This is a genomic window from Modestobacter sp. VKM Ac-2983 (assembly GCF_026967885.1).
GTDB lineage: Bacteria > Actinomycetota > Actinomycetes > Mycobacteriales > Geodermatophilaceae > Modestobacter.
In genome coordinates this window covers 127,045-147,946 of record NZ_JAPVBK010000002.1, presented here as the reverse complement: position 1 = coordinate 147,946, position 20,902 = coordinate 127,045, and the positions used below count along the sequence as shown (strand labels likewise).

Sequence of the window (20,902 nt, the reverse complement as noted above, 5' to 3'; positions counted from 1 at the left end):
CCGAAGCGATCACGCCGACGGAAGCACGGAACGAGCTCGAGCCGCCGGAGCGGTCGGGCCGGTACAGGCCGGCGGACTCCCGACCTGTTCGACCAGGTGGCAGAAGCGCTCGCCACCGGGGAGCCACTGGGCCTGCTCGACGTGGCCAGCGCCTTCCTCTCCGCCACGGACCCGCGCAGGGACTCCCCCTTCCGGTCGGACGACGCCGAGCCCCTGCCGCCCCGGGAGGAACTCGTCCAGGCGTTCCTCCACGTGCCGCGCCTGGAGGCCTCCGCCCTGGTGGCTGCGATCGCCGGCCTGACCGGAGACCGGGTCCTGCGCGCCCGCGCCCACCGCGAGATCGCCCTGCGCGGACACGTCCTGCCCCGCTGGCTGACCGAGCTGGACCGTGCCCGAACCGCCGATCGCGCAGCCGAGTTCGGGCACGTGCTCGGCGACGGGGAGAGCCTGCTCCTGGGCGTCACGCTCGCCGACGGGTCGGAGCTGGCGGTCTCCGTCTACGTCGACCACAACCTCGGGACGGTGGTGAAGGACGCTCTCGTGGTCCCCGGCGCCTTGCCGGACCTGATCGTGCTCATGCAGGAGACCACCGACGACCCCGACCTCGGTATCAGCGAGCTCGCCCCCGCCGACGTGCGTGCCCGGGCGACCGAGGCGATCGAGGACGGGGCCCGACTGTTCCCGCCCCTGGAGACCGACACGTGGCCGGCGAACCGGCCGCTGGTCGAGTGGGCCGTCGGCCTGCTGCCCGCCGGTGGGCAGGGCTACCAGCGGCCCGAGTGGAGCAGCACGGACCGGGAGGCCCTGGCCGTGCGAGTGCTCGGCTCACCGTTCGCGACCGACCTGACCGATGCTCACCACCGCGAGCTGCTCGGCGACATCCTGTGGTTCGGCACCGACTACGGGCCGGGCGATCCGCTGCGCTGGAGCCCAGTGGCCGTGGAGCTGCTGCTGGTCGACTGGATCCCGCGGAAGATCGTCGCCGACGCTCGCCTGCTGGCGAAGGCGCCGGACGTCCTGCGGACCCTGATCCGGTTCGCGCACGCAGAGCGCGGCATCCGGCCGGAGCTCACCGCGGAGACGCTGGCCGCGGTCGACGAGTTCGAGCCGGAGCACCAGGAGGCGATCCGCTCCCCGCGCCTCCAGGGACCCGATGCACTGCTCGCGACTCTAGGCGTGCTCGACCCGGACGAGCTCCTGGCCGAGCAGGCCCAGCAGGAGCTGGCTCGCGTCGTCGGCGGGGCCGCGGCTCTCGAGGAACTGGATGCCGAACCGCTGCCCGATGAGCCGTTCGCCTGGGAGCGGGTGCCGGACGACGTGCACGGCCGGGTAGCCGAGGTCGTGGAGCTGGTCGACCGCTGCTGCGACGCGATGCTGGACGTCGAACACCGCACCGCGACCCGCCGGCTGGTGGCCGCAGCCGCCGAGGGTGACCCCGAGGTGTTCCGCCGTCGCGGTCGTTCCGACACCCTCGCCGCAGCGGCGTGCTGGCTGGTGGTCCGGTCGAACCAGCAGGCCGGCGGGGGCGGCCTCACGACGAAGGAGCTGATGGCCCATTTCGGCCTCACCGGTTCGCCATCGCAGCGTGGCACCGCCCTCCTGAAGGCGATCGGCGCTGCGGCCTACGACCCGGCCGGTCCGCAGCTGGGATCGCCGCGCTACCTGACGTCCGAGCGGCGGCGTCAGCTGATCGCCGCGCGGGATGCGTCCTCCGACCCACGCGACTGACGCCGACAGGCGCTCGTCCCGCGCGGCGCGCCGCCGAGTTCATCCGGTGAGCTCGTCGCACCTGGTCGAGATCAGCTCCCGGAGCCGGTCGGTCGTCGCGTCGTCGAAGCCGATCGCGTCCAGTCGGTCGAGGTGTGCCCGAGTCACGTCGACGAGCCGGTCGAGCGCGCGGGTGAGTGCCCGCTCGGCCAGGCCGAGTCGCTGCGCCGCGTCGAGCCACCACCGGCGGCTCAGCCGGTTGGCCCGGCCGTACATCGGCAGCGCCATCGGGTCGCGCCAGGATGAATAGGGCTGGGTGCTCAGCAGGTCGTAGGCGGGGGTCGCCTCCCACAGACCGGACGGCGCCTGCCGGATGGACAGGTTCTTGCCGTGCAGGTCACCGTTGCCGATGAGGTAGCTGAAGGCCGCCGTCTCCAGGATGCGGCGCAACGCCAGCGGTCGTGAGCCACCGGCCACCTCGACGGCGTGGGCGAGACCGGTCGCCGCCTCCTGGAAGGTGAGGCGGTACTTCGCTGCCGGGTACCGGCCGAGCACCTGGCAGGCGTCCTCCTGCGCCAGCCGACGAGGCGGTGCACCGGCTGCCGTGACACGGTCAAAGCGCTCCACCAGCAGGCCCAGGCGGCCGGCTCGGTCGGGCAGCAGCCGGTGGTCCGGCACCGGCAGACCGCAGGCCCGCGCCATGCCGAGGAAGAAGTGCTCGTTCTCGACCAGGTGCGGGTAGCCGTCGGGGTCGAGCTTCAGGATGGCGGGGCCGGACGTGGTGCCGACCGGGGTGGAGAGCATCGCGGCGGACACCTTGACCTGCACCCCCGGCAGCGCGACCCGCTCGAGCTGGTCCGGATTGGTGGACGTGGCACGCGCGAAGACGTCGGCGAAGTCGTCCGTCCCCGCCTGCTCCGGATCGAACAGCGGGGCCGGGTCGGTGGGCGGCACACCGCTAGGGAGCACCTGGACGTCGCCGATGGCATCGGAACCCACGACCAGCAGCAGGGTGAGGTGGTCGTCGATCGACGTGCGAGCCCCGGTCATGACGGCCTGCAGGCGGGCCCCTTCGGGGAGCAACCCGGCGAAGAACGGCGGCACGGCGCCTGCCGTGGCGCGCACCGGCTCGGCGCGCCTGGGGAGCGATACCGCGATCGCCGGCAGCGCAGCGTCGGACAGGTAATCGTCCGTGTAGCGGAACTCGACGTCGTCGCCGTCCCGGCGCAGTCGGCCGGCCAGGAGGCCGGCCTTGTAGACGTCGGCCTCCGCGACACCGACCAGGTCGGCGACGGACGGTGTGGTCACCGGGTGCCGGTTCCTGGGCGGAGCACCACGGCGTCGGGAACCGCGTCGAGCGTGGGCCGTGGGCCGACGGCCAGCACCAGCCCGAGGGCATCGAGAACGGCCAGGGCGACCGCCAGGGTCAACGTATCGGCCCCGGACTCGAGCGTCCGGACGGACGAGACGCCGACCCCGGCCAGGTCAGCCAGCTCGGCCTGCGTGAGGTTCAGCGCCAGCCGCCGGTCGGCGACCAACTGACCGACCTCGGTCTGGTCGTCCTTGCGGCGACGCCGCGGGCCGCCGGGTGCTGACATGTCTCTCCTCTTGCCGTTAGTCCGGCGACGATAGACCCCTCCGGGGCGCTCGACAGGTCACAGTAGCGCGCTAATCGCTGCAGAATAAATGACACGGCGGGCGCGCACACCCCTCGGCACCCCGGACGAGCTAGTCACTGCCCTCGTAACGACAAGGGGTCCCGTGCGGCGACGCTCATCCGTACGCTGACACCGGCGACGGTTGACTGTGGTGTCACTCAGCCTTCTCGTCAGCCCCGCGCCGGCGGAGCGCTCGCGCGGCGATCCCGCTGGAGATCCGGCCCTTCACAGATTTGGCTCGGTCGAGCGTCTCGTTACCGCGGCGCCTGGATGCTTCGACGCGGTCAGCCCCTGTCTCGAGGACCTTGTCCCTGAACTCTGCGGCCGCATCGCCCCATGCCCTCGCCTCCAAGGACTGTCGACCGGACTCGATCCCGAGCCGCCCGTGGAAGTCAGCGACGGCGACCGCGACCTGCTCCCTCGACTGCACGACGGCCGGTGCCGTGGTCGGGTGCAGCAGCACCTTCGCATTGGCCGTGCCCGCAGCCACGTCCATGCGCGCCATCAGCCGCTCGGTGGTCTGTGCAATGGTCTCCAAGCGCTTCTGGCGGGATGCCTTCAGGCCGAGGCGATGCCCGTCCAGATCGTCCGGAGACACGTCCAGCACCCGGTCCAATTCGAGTACGGCGATCGCATCCTGCAGTTGGAAGCAACGTGCCATAACAGTGAGCCAGCCCTGGGCCTTGGACTCGGCCTCCTTGGTCGCCTCGGCGAGGTCACCGATCTTGGCCTTGCGCTCCAGCTTCTCCACGAGTCCGTCGAGCTGACCCAATGCGTACGCCTGGGTTCGCGCGATCGTCGACGAGGTGCCCTGCACCTTCGACCACGTGACCTCGTTGACCCGGCCCCCGTGCTCGCGGATGGTCATCGCTTCTTCGATGTCGAATCCCACTCCGATCATGTCGGCCACGACGGCGTCCTCCTGGGCGCGGAGCACGTCATCGAGCTTCTCGTCGATCGTGGCGAGATAGTCGGTGATCTCGTTCATGGCCTGTTGCATCGCCACCTGCGCCATGATCCCCGCGACACCGGCCAAGATGGCCGGGTTGGTCGTCATCGCCCCGGGCGCCTTCTCGATCTGAAGCCATGACTTGATCGCGCCAGGTTGCCCCACCATTGCTTGGCTGACGCCCGGCGTCTTGCTCTCCATCAGACCGAACTGCTTCACCTTGTGCGCGGACTCCTCGGTCAGCTTCACCCAGCGACCCGAGTTGGCTGCGAGTTGGGAGCCTGCCTGTGCGGTTGCCGAACCTGCCCTGAAGACGGCTCCGAGGCGGGGCAGGTTCAGGTCCTTCGACGACAGTCCCTCAGCGACGAGGAAGCGATTGACGGCCGCCGGCTCCCCGATGACTGCCAGGCCGTCGCCATCGCTGATCAGCTGGATCTCGTCGTTCATCGTGAACTCCTGGACCATGGCAGGGAACGCCTGCGAGACACGGGAAACAGTTCGGGGACTGCACAGATCAGGGGTCTGTCCGGATGGAAGATCCGGGGCGGCATCATCGCGGCGCACCTGCGGTGAGCCGCCGCGCGACCGCCTCCCCGCCGACCCGCCGGATGGCCTCCAGGTCGCCGCAGACGACGAGCAGGTCACGCGCCCGGGAGAGCCCGACGTAGAGCATCTCGCGCGCCCGCTCCTCGCTCCGGAAGCCGTTCACCGCGAGGACGACGGCCGGCCGCTCCAGCCCCTTGAAGCCGAGCACGTGCCCGTAGAACAGGTCGTCGTCGTCCCAGTAGGTCGCCCAGTACGCGTCCTGACCGGCGGCCTGCCGCTCGACCTGGACCGGGTGCCGGCTGTACGTCGTCAGCAGCGCCAGCGACTCCGGCGGCCAGCCCTCGTCGAGCAGCGCGTCGGCTGCGTCGTCGGCGACGCTGATCGCGTCCTCCGCCGCGCACGGGAGGAACCGCACCGGGACGCCGCTGCCGCCGCGGATCCGCATCTGCGCCGGCGCGAGGCTGGAGAAGGTGCCGGCGATCTGCTTGGTGTTGCGCAGGTTCTCCGGCAGCTCGATGGGAATGAGCGGCACCGTCGGCCGGCCCTGCCGGGCGAACACCCGCTGCCCCTCGTCGGAGAACACGTACAGGCAGCCGTCGTCCGGCCGCCGCAGTGCCGCGAGGACGGCGGGCCACCACGACTCGGCGAAGTCCTGCGCCTCGTCGATCACGATGGCGTCGAACCGCTCCTCCACCGGCAGCCCCTCCGCCAGTGACGCCATCGTCTCGGGCAGCTGCTGCTCCCAGTACGAGCTGTCGTCGTCGGAGCCGGGAGCCACGCCCCAGCTGATCCCGAGGTTGTGGAAGGTGCCCACGTACGCCGGTCGCTGCCGCGCCGGGAGGGTCAGCACCCGCCGCCGCAGGTACTCGGCGAGGCCGCGGGAGTAGCACATCAACGCGACCCGCTGGCCGTCCGCGGTGAGCCGCCGGGCCTTCTCGATCGCCAGCCAGGTCTTGCCCGAGCCGGCGCCGCCGCGGATCTCCACCCTGGGGTTGCCGCTCAGGTAGTCGAGCACCTTCGCCTGCGCGTGGGTGAGCAGGTCGCAGGCGGCCTCCCGCTCGGCCAGGTCGGCGACCAGGTCGGCCTGCGGGATCGCCGTCCCGGCCAGGCAGTCGACCAGCAGCTCGACGTCGTCCGGCGTCGGCGCGTCCTGCTCCTCCTCGGTGCGGCGCAGCGCCGAGGAGATCCGGCCGGCCGCGTGGGCGGTCTCCGTGCTGTCGATGACCAGCCAGCGCGGCGCGTCCGGGGCCGCGAAGTCGGCGGGCAGCACGGTCGTCGGCAGCGCGACGAAGTGGTTGGACCGCGGGTTGCCGCGAGACCACCGCGGGTGCCGGTACAGGAAGTCGCGCAACGCGTACTTGCACTTCAATGCCTGCTCGACCGGGTGGATCGCCTTGCTCTTCCCGCCGGTCTGCCACCACTGGCCCTCGCGCAGCGAGACGCTGCCGCCCTTGACCTCGATCACCGCGACGCCGACGCCCGGCCACGCGACGACGACGTCGGCCTCCCGGTCCCCGGACCGGTCGGTGAAGCGCAGGTTGCAGAACAGGACGGCGTCGTCGGGCAACTGGTCGCGCAGCGCCTGGACGAACGTCTGCTCGGCGGCTGACTCGAAGGTCGGCTCCACCGGGAACACGCGTGCGGTCACGCAGGCCTGCTGCTCACCGGGCGCCCGCCAGGGACAGCGACTCCCAGAAGACCGCCTCCCCGATCACCCGCACCCCGAGGCTGCGGGCCTTCCGAGCCTTGCCCGACTGGGAGTCCGGGTCGGCGCACACCAGCAGGCTGGTCTTGCCGGACACCGAGGACATCGGCTCCAGCCCGGCGTCCCGGGCGGCCTGCTCGAGGTCGGCGCGGCTGCGGGACATCTCACCGGTGAACACGACCTTGTCCCCCGCAGAGAACAACCCGGGCCGGCGAGGCAGGGAGACCTTCGCGCCGGAGCGGACCATGGTCAGCGCGACGTCGACGTCCCGGCTCTCCATGCCCAGCAGCTCGGCGACCCGCCGCAGGTCGGTCAGCTCGGCGTCGGTGACGACGTCGTCGGCCAGCGCCGTGGTGGCCAGCGCGTCCAGGTAGAGGCGGTGCGCGGCCCGCACGTGGTCCGCCCCGCAGCCGAGCTCGGCGGCGAGGGAGAACAGCTGGTCGGCCTCGGTGATGCTGACCAGCCGGTCCTCGAGCGCCTCGTCCAGCACGGTGAGGTACGGCGCCATGCTCGGCGGGGCGCCGTCCAGTGCGGGCAGGGCCGCGACGAGCCCGCCGAGGTAGCCGTCCCGTCGGCGGGACAGCGCGGTGGCCGCGTCCCGGGGCACCGAGGGGCAGGGATTGCAGGGCGCGCACGGGCCGGGTTCGACCGCTCGGGCGACGAGATCGGCCCAGACGGCGTCGAGCGGTTCGAAGCCCTCGTAGCCGCCGTCGGCGGCGAACCGGACGGCGAGGCCGGCGCCGATCAGCGGTTCGGTGCCGAGGTCGGAGGCGAGCATCCGGATGAGCAGCTCGGCGGTGGCGCGGGCGTCGTTCAGCGCGGCGTGCGCCTCCAGCGGGATGGACATGTAGTCGCAGAGCGCCTGCAGGGAGCGGGTGCCCGCGCCGAAGAACAGCGGGGCCAGGCGCATGGTGCACAGCGACGGCGACAGCCCGATCGGCAGGCCGGCGCGACCGAACTCGCGGCCCAGGAACCGCAGGTCGAACAGTGCGTTGTGCGCGACGACGAGCCGGCCGGCCAGCAGGTGGCTGAGGTAGCCGGCGATGTCGGCGAAGGCCGGGGCATCGGCGACGTCGCGGGCGGAGATGCCGTGCACCGAGGTGGGCCCGACGTCGCGGCCGGGGTTGACCAGGGTGCAGAACTCGCCCTCCACCTCACCGCGGTCGTCGAGCAGGACGACGCCCACCTCGACCACCCGGTCGACGCCGGGGCGCAGGCCGGTGGTCTCCAGGTCCAGCACGGCGACGCTCACGCTGCCTCCTCCTGCGTCGTCCCCGGCGCGGCCGGCCAGCCGGGCGGGTGCTCGCGGGCGGTCTCACCGCCGGAGGACAGCAGGAACGGCCGGGTGAGCCGCTGCCGCTCCACCTCGTCCCACGCGGTCAGCAGGTCGGACATCCAGCGAGCCAGGGTCAGCGCCCGCGAGGCCAGCGGGTCGCCGGCGGTCTCGGGAGTCGCTGCGTCGGGGACGGAGGGCCACCGCGGCCGGACGAGGCTCCGGCGGGTCGACGGGAGCGACGCCAGGTGCCCGGCGAAGGCCCGGTCCAGGTCGACGATCTCCTGGCGGATCGCCGACGCGAGAGCCGCAGGATCGGCTCCTGCGCCGAACCGCCCGGAGGCTGACTCGGTGGTCACCAGGAGGCGTCCGCGCACCAGCCCGTCGATCCGCGCTTCGTCCGCCGGGAGGACCCAGGCGCCCGCCATCGTCGACTCGAGGCCGTCACCGACGCTCACCTGCCAGATGGCCACTCGCTCGTCGGTCGGCTGATCGACCACGATGATCCCGCTCATGCGTCCCCCGCTCTCGGTGCAACGAGGCGGACCATGGCACGGCGCAGCGACAGGAGACGGTGTCCACGGAACGACGTCGTCCCATCGGGCTCACCAGTCCCAGCGGTCGCTGGCCGACCGGCGTCGCGGTCGACATCCCACCCCCGCCGGTCGGCCCGCCGGCCGCTAGCTCCGCGGCACCGGGACCACCGCGCCGATGTCGTGCGCCCGTGCCCCGGCTGCCTGCTGGTCGTCCAGCGTGTGCAGCACGGCGCCGTGCCGGTCAGCCACGGCGAGGTGCAGGGCATCCGCGGCGCGCAGCGGGGGTATGGGCTGAGCCGACAGCCGGGCGGCGGTTCGGTAGTCGACCCGGTGGACCCCGACGACCTCGACGTTCTCCGCCAGGAACCGGGCCAGCGCCCGCTCGACGACCGCCCGCTCCCGCTCGGTCAGCGCACCGGTGCGTTGCTTGATCGACAGGCCCGATGCCACCTCGGTCAGCGACCAGTCGGACGTCAGGAAGACGTCGTCCACGGCTTCTGCCCAGTCGCGCAGCGCCGCGCTGCGCGGCTCCGCCGTGACGAGAGCGATGAGCACGCTGGTGTCCAGGTAGAGCATCAGTAGCGCTCGTCGCGCATCCCGCGGACCAGTTCGCCGGAGTCGACGGGGCTGTAGGAGATCTTCGCGGCCTCCTCGGCCAGCCAGCTGAGGTCACGCGCACCCGTCCGAGGTGATCGGGCGCGCCCCCGGAGCTCGGCCACCGGCTCGCCGCGCCGGGTGATCACCACCGTCTCCCCCGCCTCGGCGGCGTCGAGCAGTTCGCTGAAGCGCGCGCGAGCCTCGGCGACGCTCACGGAGCGCAGGTCCGGGTCACCCGGCTCGGTCACGACGACCTCGGATGTACAGCTGACATGTACAGAAGGTAGGTCGGGAGCGTTCGCGGGGCAAGCGAGGGGCCCTGCCTTTGCGGCAACCCAGACGTCGGAGTTCCAGCAGGAGGTCTACTTCACGGCCCTCGTGGCGGCTGCGGTCGCCACCGGGCTGCTCATCGCCCCGGCCGCGCATCACCGGCTGTTGTTCCGCCAGCAGGACAAGGAGTCCTTGCTGCGGCGCAGCAACTGGTCGGCGTTGGCCGGGCTGGCCGTCCTCGCAGTCGCGATCGCCTCCGCGATCCTCCTGGTGATCGACATGCTCTTCGGCCGGACGCGCGCCTGGTGGATCACTGGAGCCGTCGCTGCGCTGCTGCTCTGGTGGTGGATCGTGGTTCCCGTCTGGACGCGGATGCGCAACCCGCAGAACTCGCTGGACAAAGCCACCGGGAACGAGGACAGCGCCACTTGACCTGTCTGCCCGGATCGCTGCAGCAACCGGGTCCGCACCCGGGCGGGGGCGTTCGACATCCCGCTCCTCGGTGCCGTCGGACCTCGCCGTCGGAGCATGACACCGACGAACGGCTGATCCGGACGACGGCCGACCGTGAGTCACCCCATGGGTCACTCCGCGCCCCGGGTTCCGACCTGCCTCGCCGTCGGGTAGCGGACCCCACTGACGCGACTGCCGGGATCGGCCGCACGAACCACACCGACACGAAGGACCGGCCGACGACGTACCGTTTGGTGACCGTCGTCACACGGGGGTTCCCATGGCTTCGCTCCGCCCGATCGCGTGGGCCGGCAGCGCCGCGCGCGAGGCCACGCGCCTCGCCACCGGCGCCGCGGCGCTGGCCGCCGTGCCGGTGGTGGTCGGTGCCGGCCTGCTGGGCGAGACGGCCTCGGTCACCTCCCGGGTCGCCAGAGCAGGGGCCACCGTGGCCACCGGCTCGATCCACCTCGCGAGGGACGCCGCCGTCTCCGGCACCCGGGCGGTCGGCACCCTGGTCACCGGGGCCGACCCCTTCCCCGGCGGCCACCTGCACGACCTGGTCGACGCGGCGAAGGGCATGGTCGAGCCGCCGCTCGCCCGCCGCACGCGACGGGTCTGGGGTGACCGCGACCGCCTCCAGATCGAGGTCGAGGCGCCCGCCGACGACGGGACTCACGAGGCCCGCACCGCCCTGCGCCGCCAGCTGGAGCGGCTCGAGGGCGTCGAGTGGGCCACGGTCAACGACGTCGTCGGCCGGGTGCTGGTCGCCGTCGACGCCCGCCGGGTCACCGTCGACGACGTGGTCGGCGTGGTCACCGAGATCGAGCAGGCCCGCGGCGCCACGGGGGTCTTCCCGCAGCGCCCGGACCACCCGGCCGACCTCGAGCCGCTCCTGGCCGCCGTCCTCGCCGCGGCCGTCGACACCGCCGCCGTCGGCGTGGCCGCCGCCGCCAAGGTGCTGCCGATCCCCGCGGTGCACCGGCACGCCACCCTGCTGATGGCGCTGCTGGACACCCAGCAGTGGCTCAAGCGGGCGGTCTCCGACCGCGTCGGACCGGTCGGCACCGACCTGGTCTTCGAAGGCACCGGCGCGCTGCTGCACGCCCTCACCCAGAGCCCCACCGTGCCGGCGCTCAATGCCGCCGCCGCGATCCAGCGGGCCCTGGAGATGCGCGTGCGCCGCCAGGTCTGGCGGCGCCGCGAGCGGGAGCTCTGCCGACCCGAGCCCGACGACGCCGCGCCGGAGCAGCCGCCCGGCCCGCGACCGGGATCCTTGCCGGCCGGCCCGATCGAGACCTACCGCGAACGACTGGCGCCCACCGAACTCGCTGCGGCCCTCGGTCTGGTCTCGCTCACCCGCCGCCCCGGCCGCTCCGCCGACCTGCTCAAGGCCCTCACGCCGAAGGCCGCCGTCCAGGGCCGGGAGTCCTTCGCCGCCGTCCTGGACCTCCTGCTGTCCCGCCGCGGCATCCTTCCGATGGACGGCTCGGCCTACCGCCGGCTCGACCGTATCGACACCGTCGTCGTCGATGGCCGGACGCTGTGCACCGGACCGCCGACGGTCGTGGAGGCCACTGCCGAGGCCGATGGATGGGACGACGCCGACGTCTGGTCGGCCGCCGCCCGCCTGCTCGCCGACGACGACGCCGATGCCGGCGCTGCTGCAGGGAACGGCACCGGCCGGCTCCGGCTCGGCCCACCACGTACGCCATCCGACGCACCGGGCGGCGAGGTCCGCTCGCTCCTGAAGGGCCGCCGCCGGGTCGGCACCGCCATGGTCGCCCCCGAGCTCGACCCGCACGCCGAGTCGCTGCTCACCACCGCCGCCGACGCCGGCCTCCGGCTCGTCCTCTCCCAGCACGTCGGCACGCGGGAGATCGCCGGCCTGGCCGACGACGTGACCTCCGCCGAGGAAGGCCTGGTCGACACGGTCCGGCGGCTGCAGTCCGACGGGCGCGGCGTCCTGCTGGTGTCCGCGGCGGACGGCCCGGCACTGCTGGCCTCCGACATCGCGGTGGCCCCGGTTCTCGCGGGCCGGGGCCCGGCCTGGGGTGCCGACCTGGTCACCGCTCCCGGGCTGGCCGACGCCTGCCGCATCGTCGCCGCCGTTCCCGATGCGAAGGCGGTCAGCCGGCGCGCGGCCGGCACCGCGCTGACCGGCAACGTCCTCGGCGGCCTGCTCGCCGCTGTCGGCAGCGCCCGCTACGGCCAGCGCCGGGCCACGACGCCGGGCAAGTGGGCGACCGTCACGACGATGACCACCGGGAGCTGGGTCGCCGTGCGTGCCGCCGGCCGCCCTGTCCCGGCACCGACCGCGCACACCCCCTGGCACGCGCTGGAGCCCGATGAGGTCCTGCGCCGCCTGGCCGACCTGCCCAGGGAGCCCGAGCACCGGCCCGGCCGCGTGCCCGCCGCAGCCCGCCGGGTGGCCGAGGTGCCCGCGGTCCGGATACCGGCCCGGTTCGCCCGCACGGTCTCCGCCGAGCTCGCCGATCCGCTGACTCCGGTCTTGGCCACCGGCGCGGCGGCGACCGCGGTCCTCGGTGAGGCCACCGACGCGTTCCTGGTCGGCAGCGTCACCGGGATCAACGCCGTCGTCAGCGGCCTGCAGCGGCTGCGCGCCGAGACCGCCCTGGAAGCGCTGCTGCTCGACCAGGGCCACTGCGCACGCCGGGAGACCGACGGCGGGAGTGAGGAGGTGCCCGCGACCGCGTTGCGCGTCGGCGACGTCGTCCTCGCCGAACCCGGCGACGTCGTCGCCGCCGACGCCCGGCTGCTCGAGGTCGAGGACCTGGAGGTCGACGAATCCGGGCTCACCGGCGAGTCGCTGTCGGTCGCCAAGTCGGTGGCCCCGACTCCGGGGGCCGAGGTCGCCGACCGCAGCTGCATGCTCTTCGACGGGACCACGGTGGTGGCCGGCCGCGGCAGGGCCGTCGTCGTCGCCGTCGGTCAGGCCACGCAGGCCGGCCGGGCCGCGCGCGCCGCCGGGGGCGCGGCCCCGCCGGCCGGCGTGCAGGCCAGGCTGGCCGAGCTCACCCGCGCCGTCCTGCCGCTCACCCTCGCCGGTGGCGCGGCCGTCACCGCGCTGGGGTTGCTGTGGCGCCGCCCGCTCCGCGAGTCGGTGGCCGCAGGGGTGGCGATCGCGGTGGCCGCGGTTCCCGAGGGGCTGCCGCTGGTCGCCACGGTCGCCCAGCAGGCCGCGGCCCGGCGGCTGTCCCGGCGTGGTGCGGTGGTGCGCAGCGCCCGGGTGCTGGAGGCGCTCGGCCGCGTCGACACCGTCTGCTTCGACAAGACCGGCACGCTGACGGAGAACCGCCTGCGCGTCGCGCGGCTCGTCCCCGTCGGTCCGGACGGCGGTACCGACGGTTCCGACGACGAGGCCGCCGAACCGGAGCTGCTCCGGCTGGCCGCCGCGGGCATGGGCAACGGCGACGACCGGGCGCACGAGACCGACCGCGCGGTCGTGGCGGCCGCCACCGAGCGCGGCCTGGGCCACGACGGCGCGCCGGACGAGGCGCTGGCCTTCACCGCGGGCCGTGGCTTCTCCGCCGCCGTCCGGGACGGCCGGCTCGTGGTCAAGGGCGCCCCCGAGGTGGTGCTCCGCCGCTGCGCCGACGACCCGCAGGTGCGCGACCGCGTCCGGCAGCTGGCCGGCGACGGGCTGCGGGTGCTCGCCGTCGCCGACCGCGCGGTCGACGGCCTGCCCGATGACCTCGACGAGGCGGCCGACCGGCTGACCTTGCGCGGGTTCATCGGGCTGGCCGACACACTGCGCGAGTCCTCGGTGCGAGCCGTGGAGCAGCTACGGGCCGCCGGCGTCCGGGTGGTGGTCGCCACCGGTGATCACCCGGGGACCGCCAGCGCCATCGCCGCCGAGGCCGGCGTCCCCGACGCCGACCGAGTGGTCACCGGCGCTCAGCTGGCCCGGGCATCGGACACCGAGCGGGCCCGGATCGTCCGCGAGACAGCCGTCTTCGCCCGGCTCTCGCCCGAGCAGAAGGTCACCCTGGTGGCCGCGCTGCGCCGGGCCGGGGCGACGCTCGCGATGACCGGCGACGGGGTGAACGACGCCGCGGCGATCCGGCTGGCCGACGTCGGCGTCGGGGTCGAGGGCGCGGAGTCGCCGGCCGCCCGCGCCGCTGCCGATCTGGTGCTCACCGACCTGGACCTCACCCGGCTGGTCGACGCGATCGCCGAGGGCCGGGCGATGTGGTCCCGCGTTCGCGACGCGGTGTCGATCCTCGTCGGCGGCAACGCCGGCGAGGTGGCGTTCACCGTGCTCGGCACCGCCGTCGGGGGGCGGGCGCCGCTGGGCACTCGCCAGCTGTTGCTCGTCAACCTGCTCACCGACATGTTCCCGGCGCTGGCCGTCGCGGTCGCCGCGCCGCGGCACGTCCCGGCCGGGGACGACGACGGCCCGCTCGCCGAGCACCCGCTCGCCGCCGTGCTGCGGGCCGGTCCCCACCGCGGGTTCACCGACGCGGTCCGGCACATGGTGCTGGTCCGGGGAGCGGCGACGACGGTCGGCGCCACCGGCGCCTGGGTAGTCGGCCGGTTGACCGGGCCGCTGCCCGGCCGGGCCAGCACGATGGGTCTGGCCGCGCTGATCACCACCCAGCTGGCGCAGACCGCGTGGTCGGGCCGGCGCAGCCCGTTGGTCCTGGTCACCGTGGCCGGCTCGCTCGCCGTCCTCGTGGGGATCGTGCAGACCCCCGGGGTGAGCCGGTTCTTCGGCTGTACGCCGCTGGACCCAGTGTCGTGGTCGGTGGTGCTCGGGTCGGCCGCCGTCGGTGCCGCGGGCGCCGAACTGGTCCCGGGCGTCATCGCCCGGTGGCGCCACCGGGCGTGAGTCGCCCGGCGGGTTCCCGAGGCTCAGTGCGCACCGGTGATGCGGGCCAGTGCCTGCTCCAGCGCCGCGCGGGCCGCCTGCCGGTGCGCCGGCTCGTGCAGGGCTGCAGCGGGCACGTGCACGTGATGCGTCGCCGCTGACGTGCGTTCGAGCCGGAAGTCCGGGTGGTCGTCGGTGACCGCCACGGCGTCGTCCGGGTCGAGTCCGACGGAGAGCGTCTGCGGCCTGGCGTAGGCAGCGACCCGCTCCTCCCCCACCGGCCGCACGGCCACGTAGTGCGGCATCACCGTGAGCGTCAGCGGCACCTGGGCGCCGACCTCGTCCACGAGTCGCTGGATCGCCGGCGCCACGTTGTGCGCGCCCAGCTCGCTGAAGGTCCGGGCCGGACCCACGTCGTCCACCGGCCGGTCGGCCCGGTTCCGCTCCTTGCGCACCGGGCGGATGCCGAGGACGTCCGTCACGTCCCGGGTCTCCCCGGCGCGGCGGTAGAGCTCGGCGGGCTTGCCCATGGCGCTCGGCCGGTCCTTGCGGGCGAACTCCCCGGTGGGCTGGATGAGCCCCTTGCCGACCATGTAGCGCCGGAACGTGTCGATGGACGGTCGGCCCTCCCCCGGCCCGGGTTGTGGCGCCACCGCGCCGTGCAGCGTCTGCAAGCCCTTGAGCGTGAACGACTCGCCGAGCAGGCCGGCGGGGTCGGGCTGCAGTGCGTAGTCCTGCCGCACCCGGTCGACGGCCAGGCGCACGATCACGTCGTGGTCGAACGGCTGCCCGACTGCGTCGTCCACGGGCACCACCCGGACGTCGTCGCGGCTGGTCACCACCGGGTCGACGTCCTCGGCGAGCAGCAGAACGACGTGCGCGACGGAGAGGACCCAGCCCCGGTCGTCGCGCTCGGGGTCCTCGAAGACGTGCAGCTGCTGCGGGCGCGACCCGCGGAGGCCCACCTCCGCCGCCAGCGAGCGGAGGACGGCGTCGGCCAGCGTCTCCCCCTCGTGCAGGAAGGTGCCGGGCAGCGCCCACTCCCCGCGGCGCTGGTGCTGGACGACGCCGAGGGCGCCGTTGCGCACGTCCACCGTCAGGACGGCGGTGTCCACCGCGACGGACGGGCGTCGGTGGCCCGCCGACGAACGGTTCTGCTCACCCTGGTCACTCACCCGTTGACCGTAGGGCGTGTGTGCGGCTGACTCGTACGCGGTTGCAGGCGTGCGACCTGGATGGAGGCCTGATGACCCAGCCCATGCCCCGCGACCACCGTGTCGCCGGTGCGCTGATCGGTTCCGCCGTCGGCGATGCCCTCGGCGCGCCGTTCGAATTCGGCCCGGCCGGCCAGTTCTCCGCCCGCTTCCCCATCGACGCCCGTGGGGTCGCCACCGAGATGTGCGGCGGCGGATCGGTGGACCGGGAGCCGGGCGAGTTCACCGACGACACCCAGATGGCGCTGCTCGTGGCGGCGTCCCTGGTCGAGCGGGGCGGTCTGGACGAGGCCGACCTCTTCGACCGGTTCCGCACCTGGCTGCGCGCCGACCCGCCGGACGCCGGGAAGCAGACCCGCGCCGTCCTCGGTTCCGGTCGACCGTGGGACGTCGCCGCGGCTGAGCACTTCGCCCGCTCCGGGCACGCGGCCGGCAACGGCTCGCTGATGCGGACGACGCCGGCCGCGATCTGGTTCGCCCGGGCCGGGACCAAGGCCACCATGGACGCCGCCCGGCGGATCTCCGCCCTCACCCACGGCGATCCGTCGGCCGGTGAGGGCTGCGCGGTCTTCCACGAGCTGGTGCGGGTGGCGCTGGACGGCGGCGACCCGCTGGCGGCGATCCCCGCGACCCTGGAGTTCGTGGCGCCCGAGCACCGCGACCGTTGGGCGACCGTGCTGGCACCGGACTGGACGCCGGACCAGGCGACCGAGAGCAACGGCGCGGTGTGGCCGACACTCGGCTCCGCGGTGTGGGCACTGCGCAAAGGCGGCGACTTCGCCGGGGTGATGCGGCTGGTCATCGACCTCGGTGGCGACACCGACACGGTCGCCGCCGTCGCCGGCGGGCTGGCCGGTGCGGTGTTCGGCATCGCCGGCATCCCGATGCGGTGGACCTCCGTCGTCCACGGCCGGGTGCCCGGCTACGCGGACAAGCGCTGGGACCTGGCCGACCTGCACGCGCTCGCCATGACCCTGGACGGCAGCCCGACCAATCGGTACGTGGCGGCCCGCAGCGCTCGGATCGAGCCGCGCGAGGTGCTGCCCGGCGTGTGGGCCGCCGACCTGGACGGTGCGCGGAGCAGCTCTCCTGACTTCGCCGTCGTCTCGCTGTGCCGGACCGGCGAGCCGTTCGGGCACGACGTGCAGCGGTACGCGTACCTGACCGACGACGACGCGAACAGCGAGCTGGACGCCGTGCTGGCCGACGTCCTCGACGACATCGCGGCGCTACGCGCCGAGGGCCGGCCGGTGCTGGTGCACTGCCACGGCGGGGCGTCCCGCACCGGGCTGGTGCTGCGGGCGTGGCTGCGCCGGACGGAGGGCCTGTCGGCCGCGGAGGCGAAGGCCAGGGTGCAGGACGCGTGGCCGCACCTCGGACTGTGGAACGACAGCTTCACCGCCGCGCTGCACCGCCTGCCCCGGTCGACCGGCGCAGCGAATGGCTGAGTCAGCCGACCGGCCTGGCTACGAGCGACGAAGGTCGAGGTGGGAACTGCCCCTCTGGTGACCCGCTCGTCATGCCCGGCATCCGCGGCAGGTCAGCGCGACCTGACCCGAAGTCGCTCGGCGATCTCCTCGACCTCGGCCGAGCCGGCCGCCACATCCATGACCAGCTGGAAGGTGGCATCGTCGCTGAGCTCCGGTTCGTGGGCGTTGAGGTCGAGGAAGACGACTGTGGCCAACCAGCCCAGTCGCTTGTTCCCGTCGACGAGCGCATGGTTGCCCACCAGTGAGTGGAGGAGCGCGGCGGCCTGCAGCGACAACGTCGGGTAGGCCGGCTCTCCGAAAGCCGTCGCCCGGGGCCGCGCAGCCGCGGAGTCCAGCAGGCCCACATCCCGCACCGGGCCGGTGTCCAGCGCCCGGACGAGAGCCAGGAGGTCGTCCAGCTCGAGGTGCTCGACCTGGCTCACACCGTGCCCAGCCGGTCGAGCACGTCGCCCCACTTCTCGATCAGGCGGCCCGAGCTCTCCTGAACGCGAGCGGCGTGGCCGCTTCGCTCGTACCGCTCCAGGACGGCGCGCCGGACGATCTCCTGGCGCGAGGTGCCCTCCGCCTCCGCGAGCGCGGTGAGTGCACGCTCGAGTTCGTCGTCGGTCCGCAGGGTCATGGCCATCGTTCGATGGTACCGAAGTGATACCGCCAAGGGGCATACGAGATGCCGCCGCGCCGATCGGCGAGGCGTCGGGGTCCGGGCTGGCGTCGTCGCCAGCTCCGCTGCACGCGAGCGTCCGCTGGGCACGCGGAGTGCACGGTTGCCCGGCCGCGGATCGCGATCCTTCGCGTGGATCAGGAGCCCGGGCACGGCATCGGCGTCCAGCTCTTGCCGCCCGGCGCGTAGCTCCGGCAGCCGGTGTAGCCACTCGGGCCGGAGTTGCCGGACGTCGGCGGCGGAGCTGCCGTCCTCGGTGCGCTTGTTGAGGTGCGGGACGACGAGCCGGACGACTGCGAGCGGGCTTGCGCCGCCGCGGCGTCCTCGGCTGCCTTCCGCGCGGCCTCCTGCTCAGCGGCCTGCCGTGCAGCCTCCTCCGCAGCCTGACGCGCCGCCTCCTCCGCGGCCAGGCGCTCGGCCTCCTCCGCGGCTCGCCGGGCCTCGTCCTCCTGCCGCTGCTGCTCGGCCGCCCGAGCCGAGTCGTTGTCCGTGACGGCGGCGTTCAGGTCGGTGCGGACGTGCTCCACCCGGCTCTGCACACTGCTCAGCCCCCGGCCGGCGAACGGCAGCAGTGGGAAGGCGCGCGGGTCCCCGTCCAGGACAGCGGCGAGTGCCCGCGCCGCGGTCAGCGCAGCGACCAGCTCACCGGAGTGGGAATCGAACGCGGTCAGCTCGGCCGGGGCGGCGGGCTGCTCGGCGACCGTGTCGGCCGCCGTCTGCTCGAGGGCGGCCACCTGTGCGGGGACGGTGCACGTCACGTCGGCGGCATAGAGCCCTCGACCCGCCTGCCGCGCCTCGTCATGCGCCTGGCGCACGGGCGGGTAGAACTGCGTGTTCGTCCCGACCACCACCGCCACGCGCAGGCCCTGCCGGGCGATGTCGGCGTTCACCAGGTCGTCGCCGAGGAAGACCGCGGCCAGTTCGCGGTCGTACCGGTCGTACTTCTCCTCGTCGTGCTCGAGCCGCACCTCGGTCCCGACGGGGAGGCGGCCCTTCAGGTACTGGGTCGCCTCGGGGGCGAGGCACTCGACCGGCTTGCTCGGGTCCACCGACTCCGGGGTGTCCACGTTGAGCAGTCGCACCCGGCGGGTCTCGCCGTCGTACCGGACGTCGATGGTGTCGCCGTCCACCACCTTGGCCACCGTCGCGGTGACGGGTCCGCTCACTGCCTCGTGGACGGCTCCTGCCCCGACCACCAGGGCTCCGGCGGCCACCACCGCAGCGATCTTGTGGGCCCCTACGACAGCGAACAGGCTCTGCATGCTTCCTCCGACGGCCAGGCAACAGGCGTCACCGACGGGCACGCTAGGGAGTCGGTCGGCCACTGGATGTCGGCCAGGTCCGAGCCACCCCCGGAAGGAGTAGCGGCAACGAGCGGTGTCCCCCGAACCGGTGAGCGGCGCTGCGGCGGCCCCGGTTCCCGTCAGTGGCCCGTGGTCGTCTTCGCCGCAGGAGCGAGCGGGACCCACCCGCGCGGTCAGGAGGAGGCCCGGTGGAGCAGGCGGCTGAGCTGTTGTGGCGGGCAGCGTTGCGGCGTCCGTGGACAAAGCGGCCGCTCAAGACCGACGTCGAGGCGATGGCCGCAGCACTGCCCCCGGGCGACGTCATCGACGGGGTGTTCCGGGCCCGGTGGGCGGGGACGTCGAGCGGCGCACTGGCGATCACGTCCGGAGCCCTGCTCTTCGGGCAGGCCCGTCCCCGTCAGCACTTCACCGAACTCCTGCGGCTGGCCAGGCCGGGACACCGCCACAGTCCGCATGCTCTTGCCATCCCGCGCGGCGACGTCCGCAAGGTCTCCCGGACGTCGGAGGGCGTCGCCGTGCACACCGACGACCAGGTCATCGCTCTCCTGACCATGAACGATCCCGAGCTGCGGACAGCCCTCCTCCGGCTGTCCCATCGAGCTGCTGAGAACGACGTCGGCAACCCGAAGAGCCGGACCCGGGTGCTGCCGCACGAGGCGCTGTGGAACACCCGTTACCCGCACGGAGGGAACCGGATCGAGCGCAGGACATGGCCCGCACCGGCCGGGGCGCTGCAGGACGCCGGCGACGCGTGGCGGCGCGTCCCGCCGTGGAGCCAGTGGGCGCTGGCGGTGGGCGTCTTCGTCGGGCTGCAGACGTTCGTTGCGCCCGTCGGCGTCCTGTTCGCCATCCTGTTGCTGACGCTGCTGGGGCTCACGGGTGAGGCTGCCGTCGAGCGCCGCCGGCTCGCTCTCACCGGGCCGGAGACCGAGCTGGCCGAGGCCGACTGGATCGAGGCGCGGGTGGCCGGTGCGGCCTGCCGGGCCTGGGAGGAGACGCTGCGGGAACCGTCCTGGTCCTCTCCGGCACTCGACGCCACCCGCGCGGCGTTCGACGGCGACCACGAGGTCGACGCCGTCATCGACCTGGCGCTGCGCATCCACGACGCCCGCACCCAACTCGGGGCGATGCCGACCGGGCCGGCGAGGGTGATCTGGCAGCAGCAGTGGACGGCGCTGGACGCAGCCGCCGAGCGGCTGGGCCAGCGCGCCGACGCGCTGATCCGGCACCGCGAGCAGGCCGCGCAGCTGTCCCGGGAGCTGGCTCAGCTGGCCGAGCTGGAGAGGTTCGAACGCTCCGCGCTGGTCGTCGACGACCTGACCATCGCCACGTCGGTGGGGGGCGAGCGCGCCGGGCTCAGCCCGGTCGCCGACGACATCGCCGGCACGCGGGCAGCCGTGCGGGAGCTCATCGAGCTGATGACCCACACTCGGGCGCCGCTGGCCACGCCCGTCGACGCCCCGTGACCGCAGACCCTGGAGAAGAGACGTACCGATGATCTGGTTCCTGCTCGGAGTACTGCTCGTCTCCGCCATCGCCGGCGGACTGGTCGCCTGGCGCGCCCCCGACAACTACATCGCCCTGTCGGTCGCCGGAAGCCTGTTCATGGTGGCCTTGTCAGCGCTCCTCATCCCGTTCGTGCTCACCGTCCTGCAGTAGCGCGGCGCCGGCCCTGGCGTGAGCACGCCGTGGCCGTCACCGCCGCAGTGAG

General features: G+C 73.7%; 18 protein-coding genes. 6 read left to right on the top strand and 12 right to left on the bottom strand.

Features of this window, described 5'->3' with window-relative positions; translation table 11 throughout:
- Positions 1-96 precede the first annotated feature (96 nt).
- A complete protein-coding gene (locus O2W18_RS07140) occupies positions 97-1,728 on the top strand; it encodes a DUF6398 domain-containing protein (protein WP_269186855.1) in 1,632 nt (543 codons plus the stop codon).
- 39 nt (positions 1,729-1,767) lie between these two features.
- Here O2W18_RS07140 and O2W18_RS07135 read toward each other — a convergent pair whose 3' ends face one another.
- From O2W18_RS07135 to O2W18_RS07100, 8 genes are all read right to left on the bottom strand, one after another.
- Positions 1,768-3,015: a type II toxin-antitoxin system HipA family toxin gene (locus O2W18_RS07135; protein ID WP_269186854.1), complete on the bottom strand. Its 1,248-nt coding sequence runs from the start codon at positions 3,013-3,015 to the stop codon at positions 1,768-1,770.
- Positions 3,012-3,305 carry a helix-turn-helix domain-containing protein gene (locus tag O2W18_RS07130; RefSeq protein WP_269186853.1) on the bottom strand — a complete coding sequence of 98 codons (294 nt, stop codon included), beginning with the start codon at positions 3,303-3,305 and terminating at the stop codon, positions 3,012-3,014. Before O2W18_RS07130 ends, O2W18_RS07135 begins: the two co-directional genes overlap by 4 nt.
- Positions 3,306-3,519: 214 nt before the next feature.
- Positions 3,520-4,761 carry a hypothetical protein gene (locus O2W18_RS07125; protein WP_269186852.1) on the bottom strand — a complete coding sequence of 414 codons (1,242 nt, stop codon included), beginning with the start codon at positions 4,759-4,761 and terminating at the stop codon, positions 3,520-3,522.
- 103 nt (positions 4,762-4,864) lie between these two features.
- Positions 4,865-6,508, bottom strand: coding sequence for an NERD domain-containing protein (locus O2W18_RS07120; RefSeq protein WP_269186851.1), 1,644 nt, complete (start codon positions 6,506-6,508; stop codon positions 4,865-4,867).
- A gap of 13 nt (positions 6,509-6,521) precedes the next feature.
- Positions 6,522-7,817 carry an exonuclease domain-containing protein gene (locus O2W18_RS07115; RefSeq protein WP_269186850.1) on the bottom strand — a complete coding sequence of 432 codons (1,296 nt, stop codon included), beginning with the start codon at positions 7,815-7,817 and terminating at the stop codon, positions 6,522-6,524.
- Positions 7,814-8,353 carry a hypothetical protein gene (locus O2W18_RS07110; protein ID WP_269186849.1) on the bottom strand — a complete coding sequence of 180 codons (540 nt, stop codon included), beginning with the start codon at positions 8,351-8,353 and terminating at the stop codon, positions 7,814-7,816. The genes O2W18_RS07115 and O2W18_RS07110 overlap by 4 nt, the downstream gene beginning before the upstream one ends.
- A 165-nt stretch (positions 8,354-8,518) precedes the next feature.
- Complete coding sequence (locus tag O2W18_RS07105; RefSeq protein WP_269186848.1) at positions 8,519-8,950, bottom strand: type II toxin-antitoxin system VapC family toxin; 432 nt, start codon at positions 8,948-8,950, stop codon at positions 8,519-8,521.
- On the bottom strand, positions 8,950-9,219 hold the full coding sequence (locus O2W18_RS07100) for a type II toxin-antitoxin system Phd/YefM family antitoxin (protein ID WP_269186847.1): 270 nt from the start codon (positions 9,217-9,219) through the stop codon (positions 8,950-8,952). The genes O2W18_RS07105 and O2W18_RS07100 overlap by 1 nt, the downstream gene beginning before the upstream one ends.
- Here O2W18_RS07100 and O2W18_RS07095 point away from each other — a divergent pair.
- Both O2W18_RS07095 and O2W18_RS07090 read left to right on the top strand, forming a co-directional pair.
- Positions 9,110-9,673, top strand: coding sequence for a DUF6328 family protein (locus O2W18_RS07095; RefSeq protein WP_269186846.1), 564 nt, complete (start codon positions 9,110-9,112; stop codon positions 9,671-9,673). The two genes, O2W18_RS07100 and O2W18_RS07095, sit on opposite strands and share 110 nt — an antisense overlap.
- Positions 9,674-9,974: 301 nt before the next feature.
- Complete coding sequence (locus O2W18_RS07090; protein WP_269186845.1) at positions 9,975-14,543, top strand: cation-translocating P-type ATPase; 4,569 nt, start codon at positions 9,975-9,977, stop codon at positions 14,541-14,543.
- Positions 14,544-14,566: 23 nt separating this feature from the next.
- On the opposite strand, the gene O2W18_RS07085 is transcribed toward O2W18_RS07090, so the two are convergent.
- On the bottom strand, positions 14,567-15,697 hold the full coding sequence (locus O2W18_RS07085; RefSeq protein WP_269186844.1) for an NUDIX hydrolase: 1,131 nt from the start codon (positions 15,695-15,697) through the stop codon (positions 14,567-14,569).
- Positions 15,698-15,768: 71 nt separating this feature from the next.
- On the opposite strand from O2W18_RS07085, the gene O2W18_RS07080 reads away from it, so the two are divergent.
- Entirely contained in the window at positions 15,769-17,184 is a 1,416-nt protein-coding gene (locus tag O2W18_RS07080) for an ADP-ribosylglycohydrolase family protein (RefSeq protein ID WP_269186843.1), read from the top strand.
- A 92-nt stretch (positions 17,185-17,276) separates the two neighbouring features.
- Here the strand turns inward: O2W18_RS07080 and O2W18_RS07075 are convergent, their stop codons facing one another.
- The 3 genes from O2W18_RS07075 to O2W18_RS07065 form a co-directional block, all read right to left on the bottom strand.
- The gene (locus O2W18_RS07075) at positions 17,277-17,648 is read right to left on the bottom strand and encodes a type II toxin-antitoxin system death-on-curing family toxin (protein ID WP_269186842.1); all 372 of its coding nucleotides are present in this window, start codon (positions 17,646-17,648) and stop codon (positions 17,277-17,279) included.
- Positions 17,645-17,851 (bottom strand): CopG family transcriptional regulator, encoded by a 207-nt coding sequence (locus tag O2W18_RS07070; RefSeq protein ID WP_269186841.1) that lies wholly within the window; start codon positions 17,849-17,851, stop codon positions 17,645-17,647. Before O2W18_RS07070 ends, O2W18_RS07075 begins: the two co-directional genes overlap by 4 nt.
- A gap of 173 nt (positions 17,852-18,024) precedes the next feature.
- Entirely contained in the window at positions 18,025-19,149 is a 1,125-nt protein-coding gene (locus O2W18_RS07065) for a thermonuclease family protein (protein WP_269186840.1), read from the bottom strand.
- A gap of 230 nt (positions 19,150-19,379) precedes the next feature.
- Here O2W18_RS07065 and O2W18_RS07060 point away from each other — a divergent pair, with 230 nt between their 5' ends.
- Complete coding sequence (locus tag O2W18_RS07060) at positions 19,380-20,657, top strand: hypothetical protein (RefSeq protein WP_269186839.1); 1,278 nt, start codon at positions 19,380-19,382, stop codon at positions 20,655-20,657.
- Between the two features lie 28 nt (positions 20,658-20,685).
- A complete protein-coding gene (locus O2W18_RS07055; RefSeq protein WP_269173490.1) occupies positions 20,686-20,850 on the top strand; it encodes a hypothetical protein in 165 nt (54 codons plus the stop codon).
- Positions 20,851-20,902 lie beyond the last annotated feature (52 nt).

What these genes read in the sequence shown, in the direction of transcription:
- O2W18_RS07130 (WP_269186853.1), bottom strand. Translation starts at nt 3,305, where the DNA reads ATGTCAGCACCCGGCGGCCCGCGGCGTCGCCGCAAGGACGACCAGACC.
- O2W18_RS07125 (WP_269186852.1), bottom strand. Translation starts at nt 4,761, where the DNA reads ATGAACGACGAGATCCAGCTGATCAGCGATGGCGACGGCCTGGCAGTC.
- O2W18_RS07110 (WP_269186849.1), bottom strand. Translation starts at nt 8,353, where the DNA reads ATGAGCGGGATCATCGTGGTCGATCAGCCGACCGACGAGCGAGTGGCC.
- O2W18_RS07105 (WP_269186848.1), bottom strand. Translation starts at nt 8,950, where the DNA reads ATGCTCTACCTGGACACCAGCGTGCTCATCGCTCTCGTCACGGCGGAG.
- O2W18_RS07090 (WP_269186845.1), top strand. Translation starts at nt 9,975, where the DNA reads ATGGCTTCGCTCCGCCCGATCGCGTGGGCCGGCAGCGCCGCGCGCGAG.
- O2W18_RS07080 (WP_269186843.1), top strand. Translation starts at nt 15,769, where the DNA reads ATGACCCAGCCCATGCCCCGCGACCACCGTGTCGCCGGTGCGCTGATC.
- O2W18_RS07070 (WP_269186841.1), bottom strand. Translation starts at nt 17,851, where the DNA reads ATGGCCATGACCCTGCGGACCGACGACGAACTCGAGCGTGCACTCACC.
- O2W18_RS07065 (WP_269186840.1), bottom strand. Translation starts at nt 19,149, where the DNA reads ATGCAGAGCCTGTTCGCTGTCGTAGGGGCCCACAAGATCGCTGCGGTG.
- O2W18_RS07055 (WP_269173490.1), top strand. Translation starts at nt 20,686, where the DNA reads ATGATCTGGTTCCTGCTCGGAGTACTGCTCGTCTCCGCCATCGCCGGC.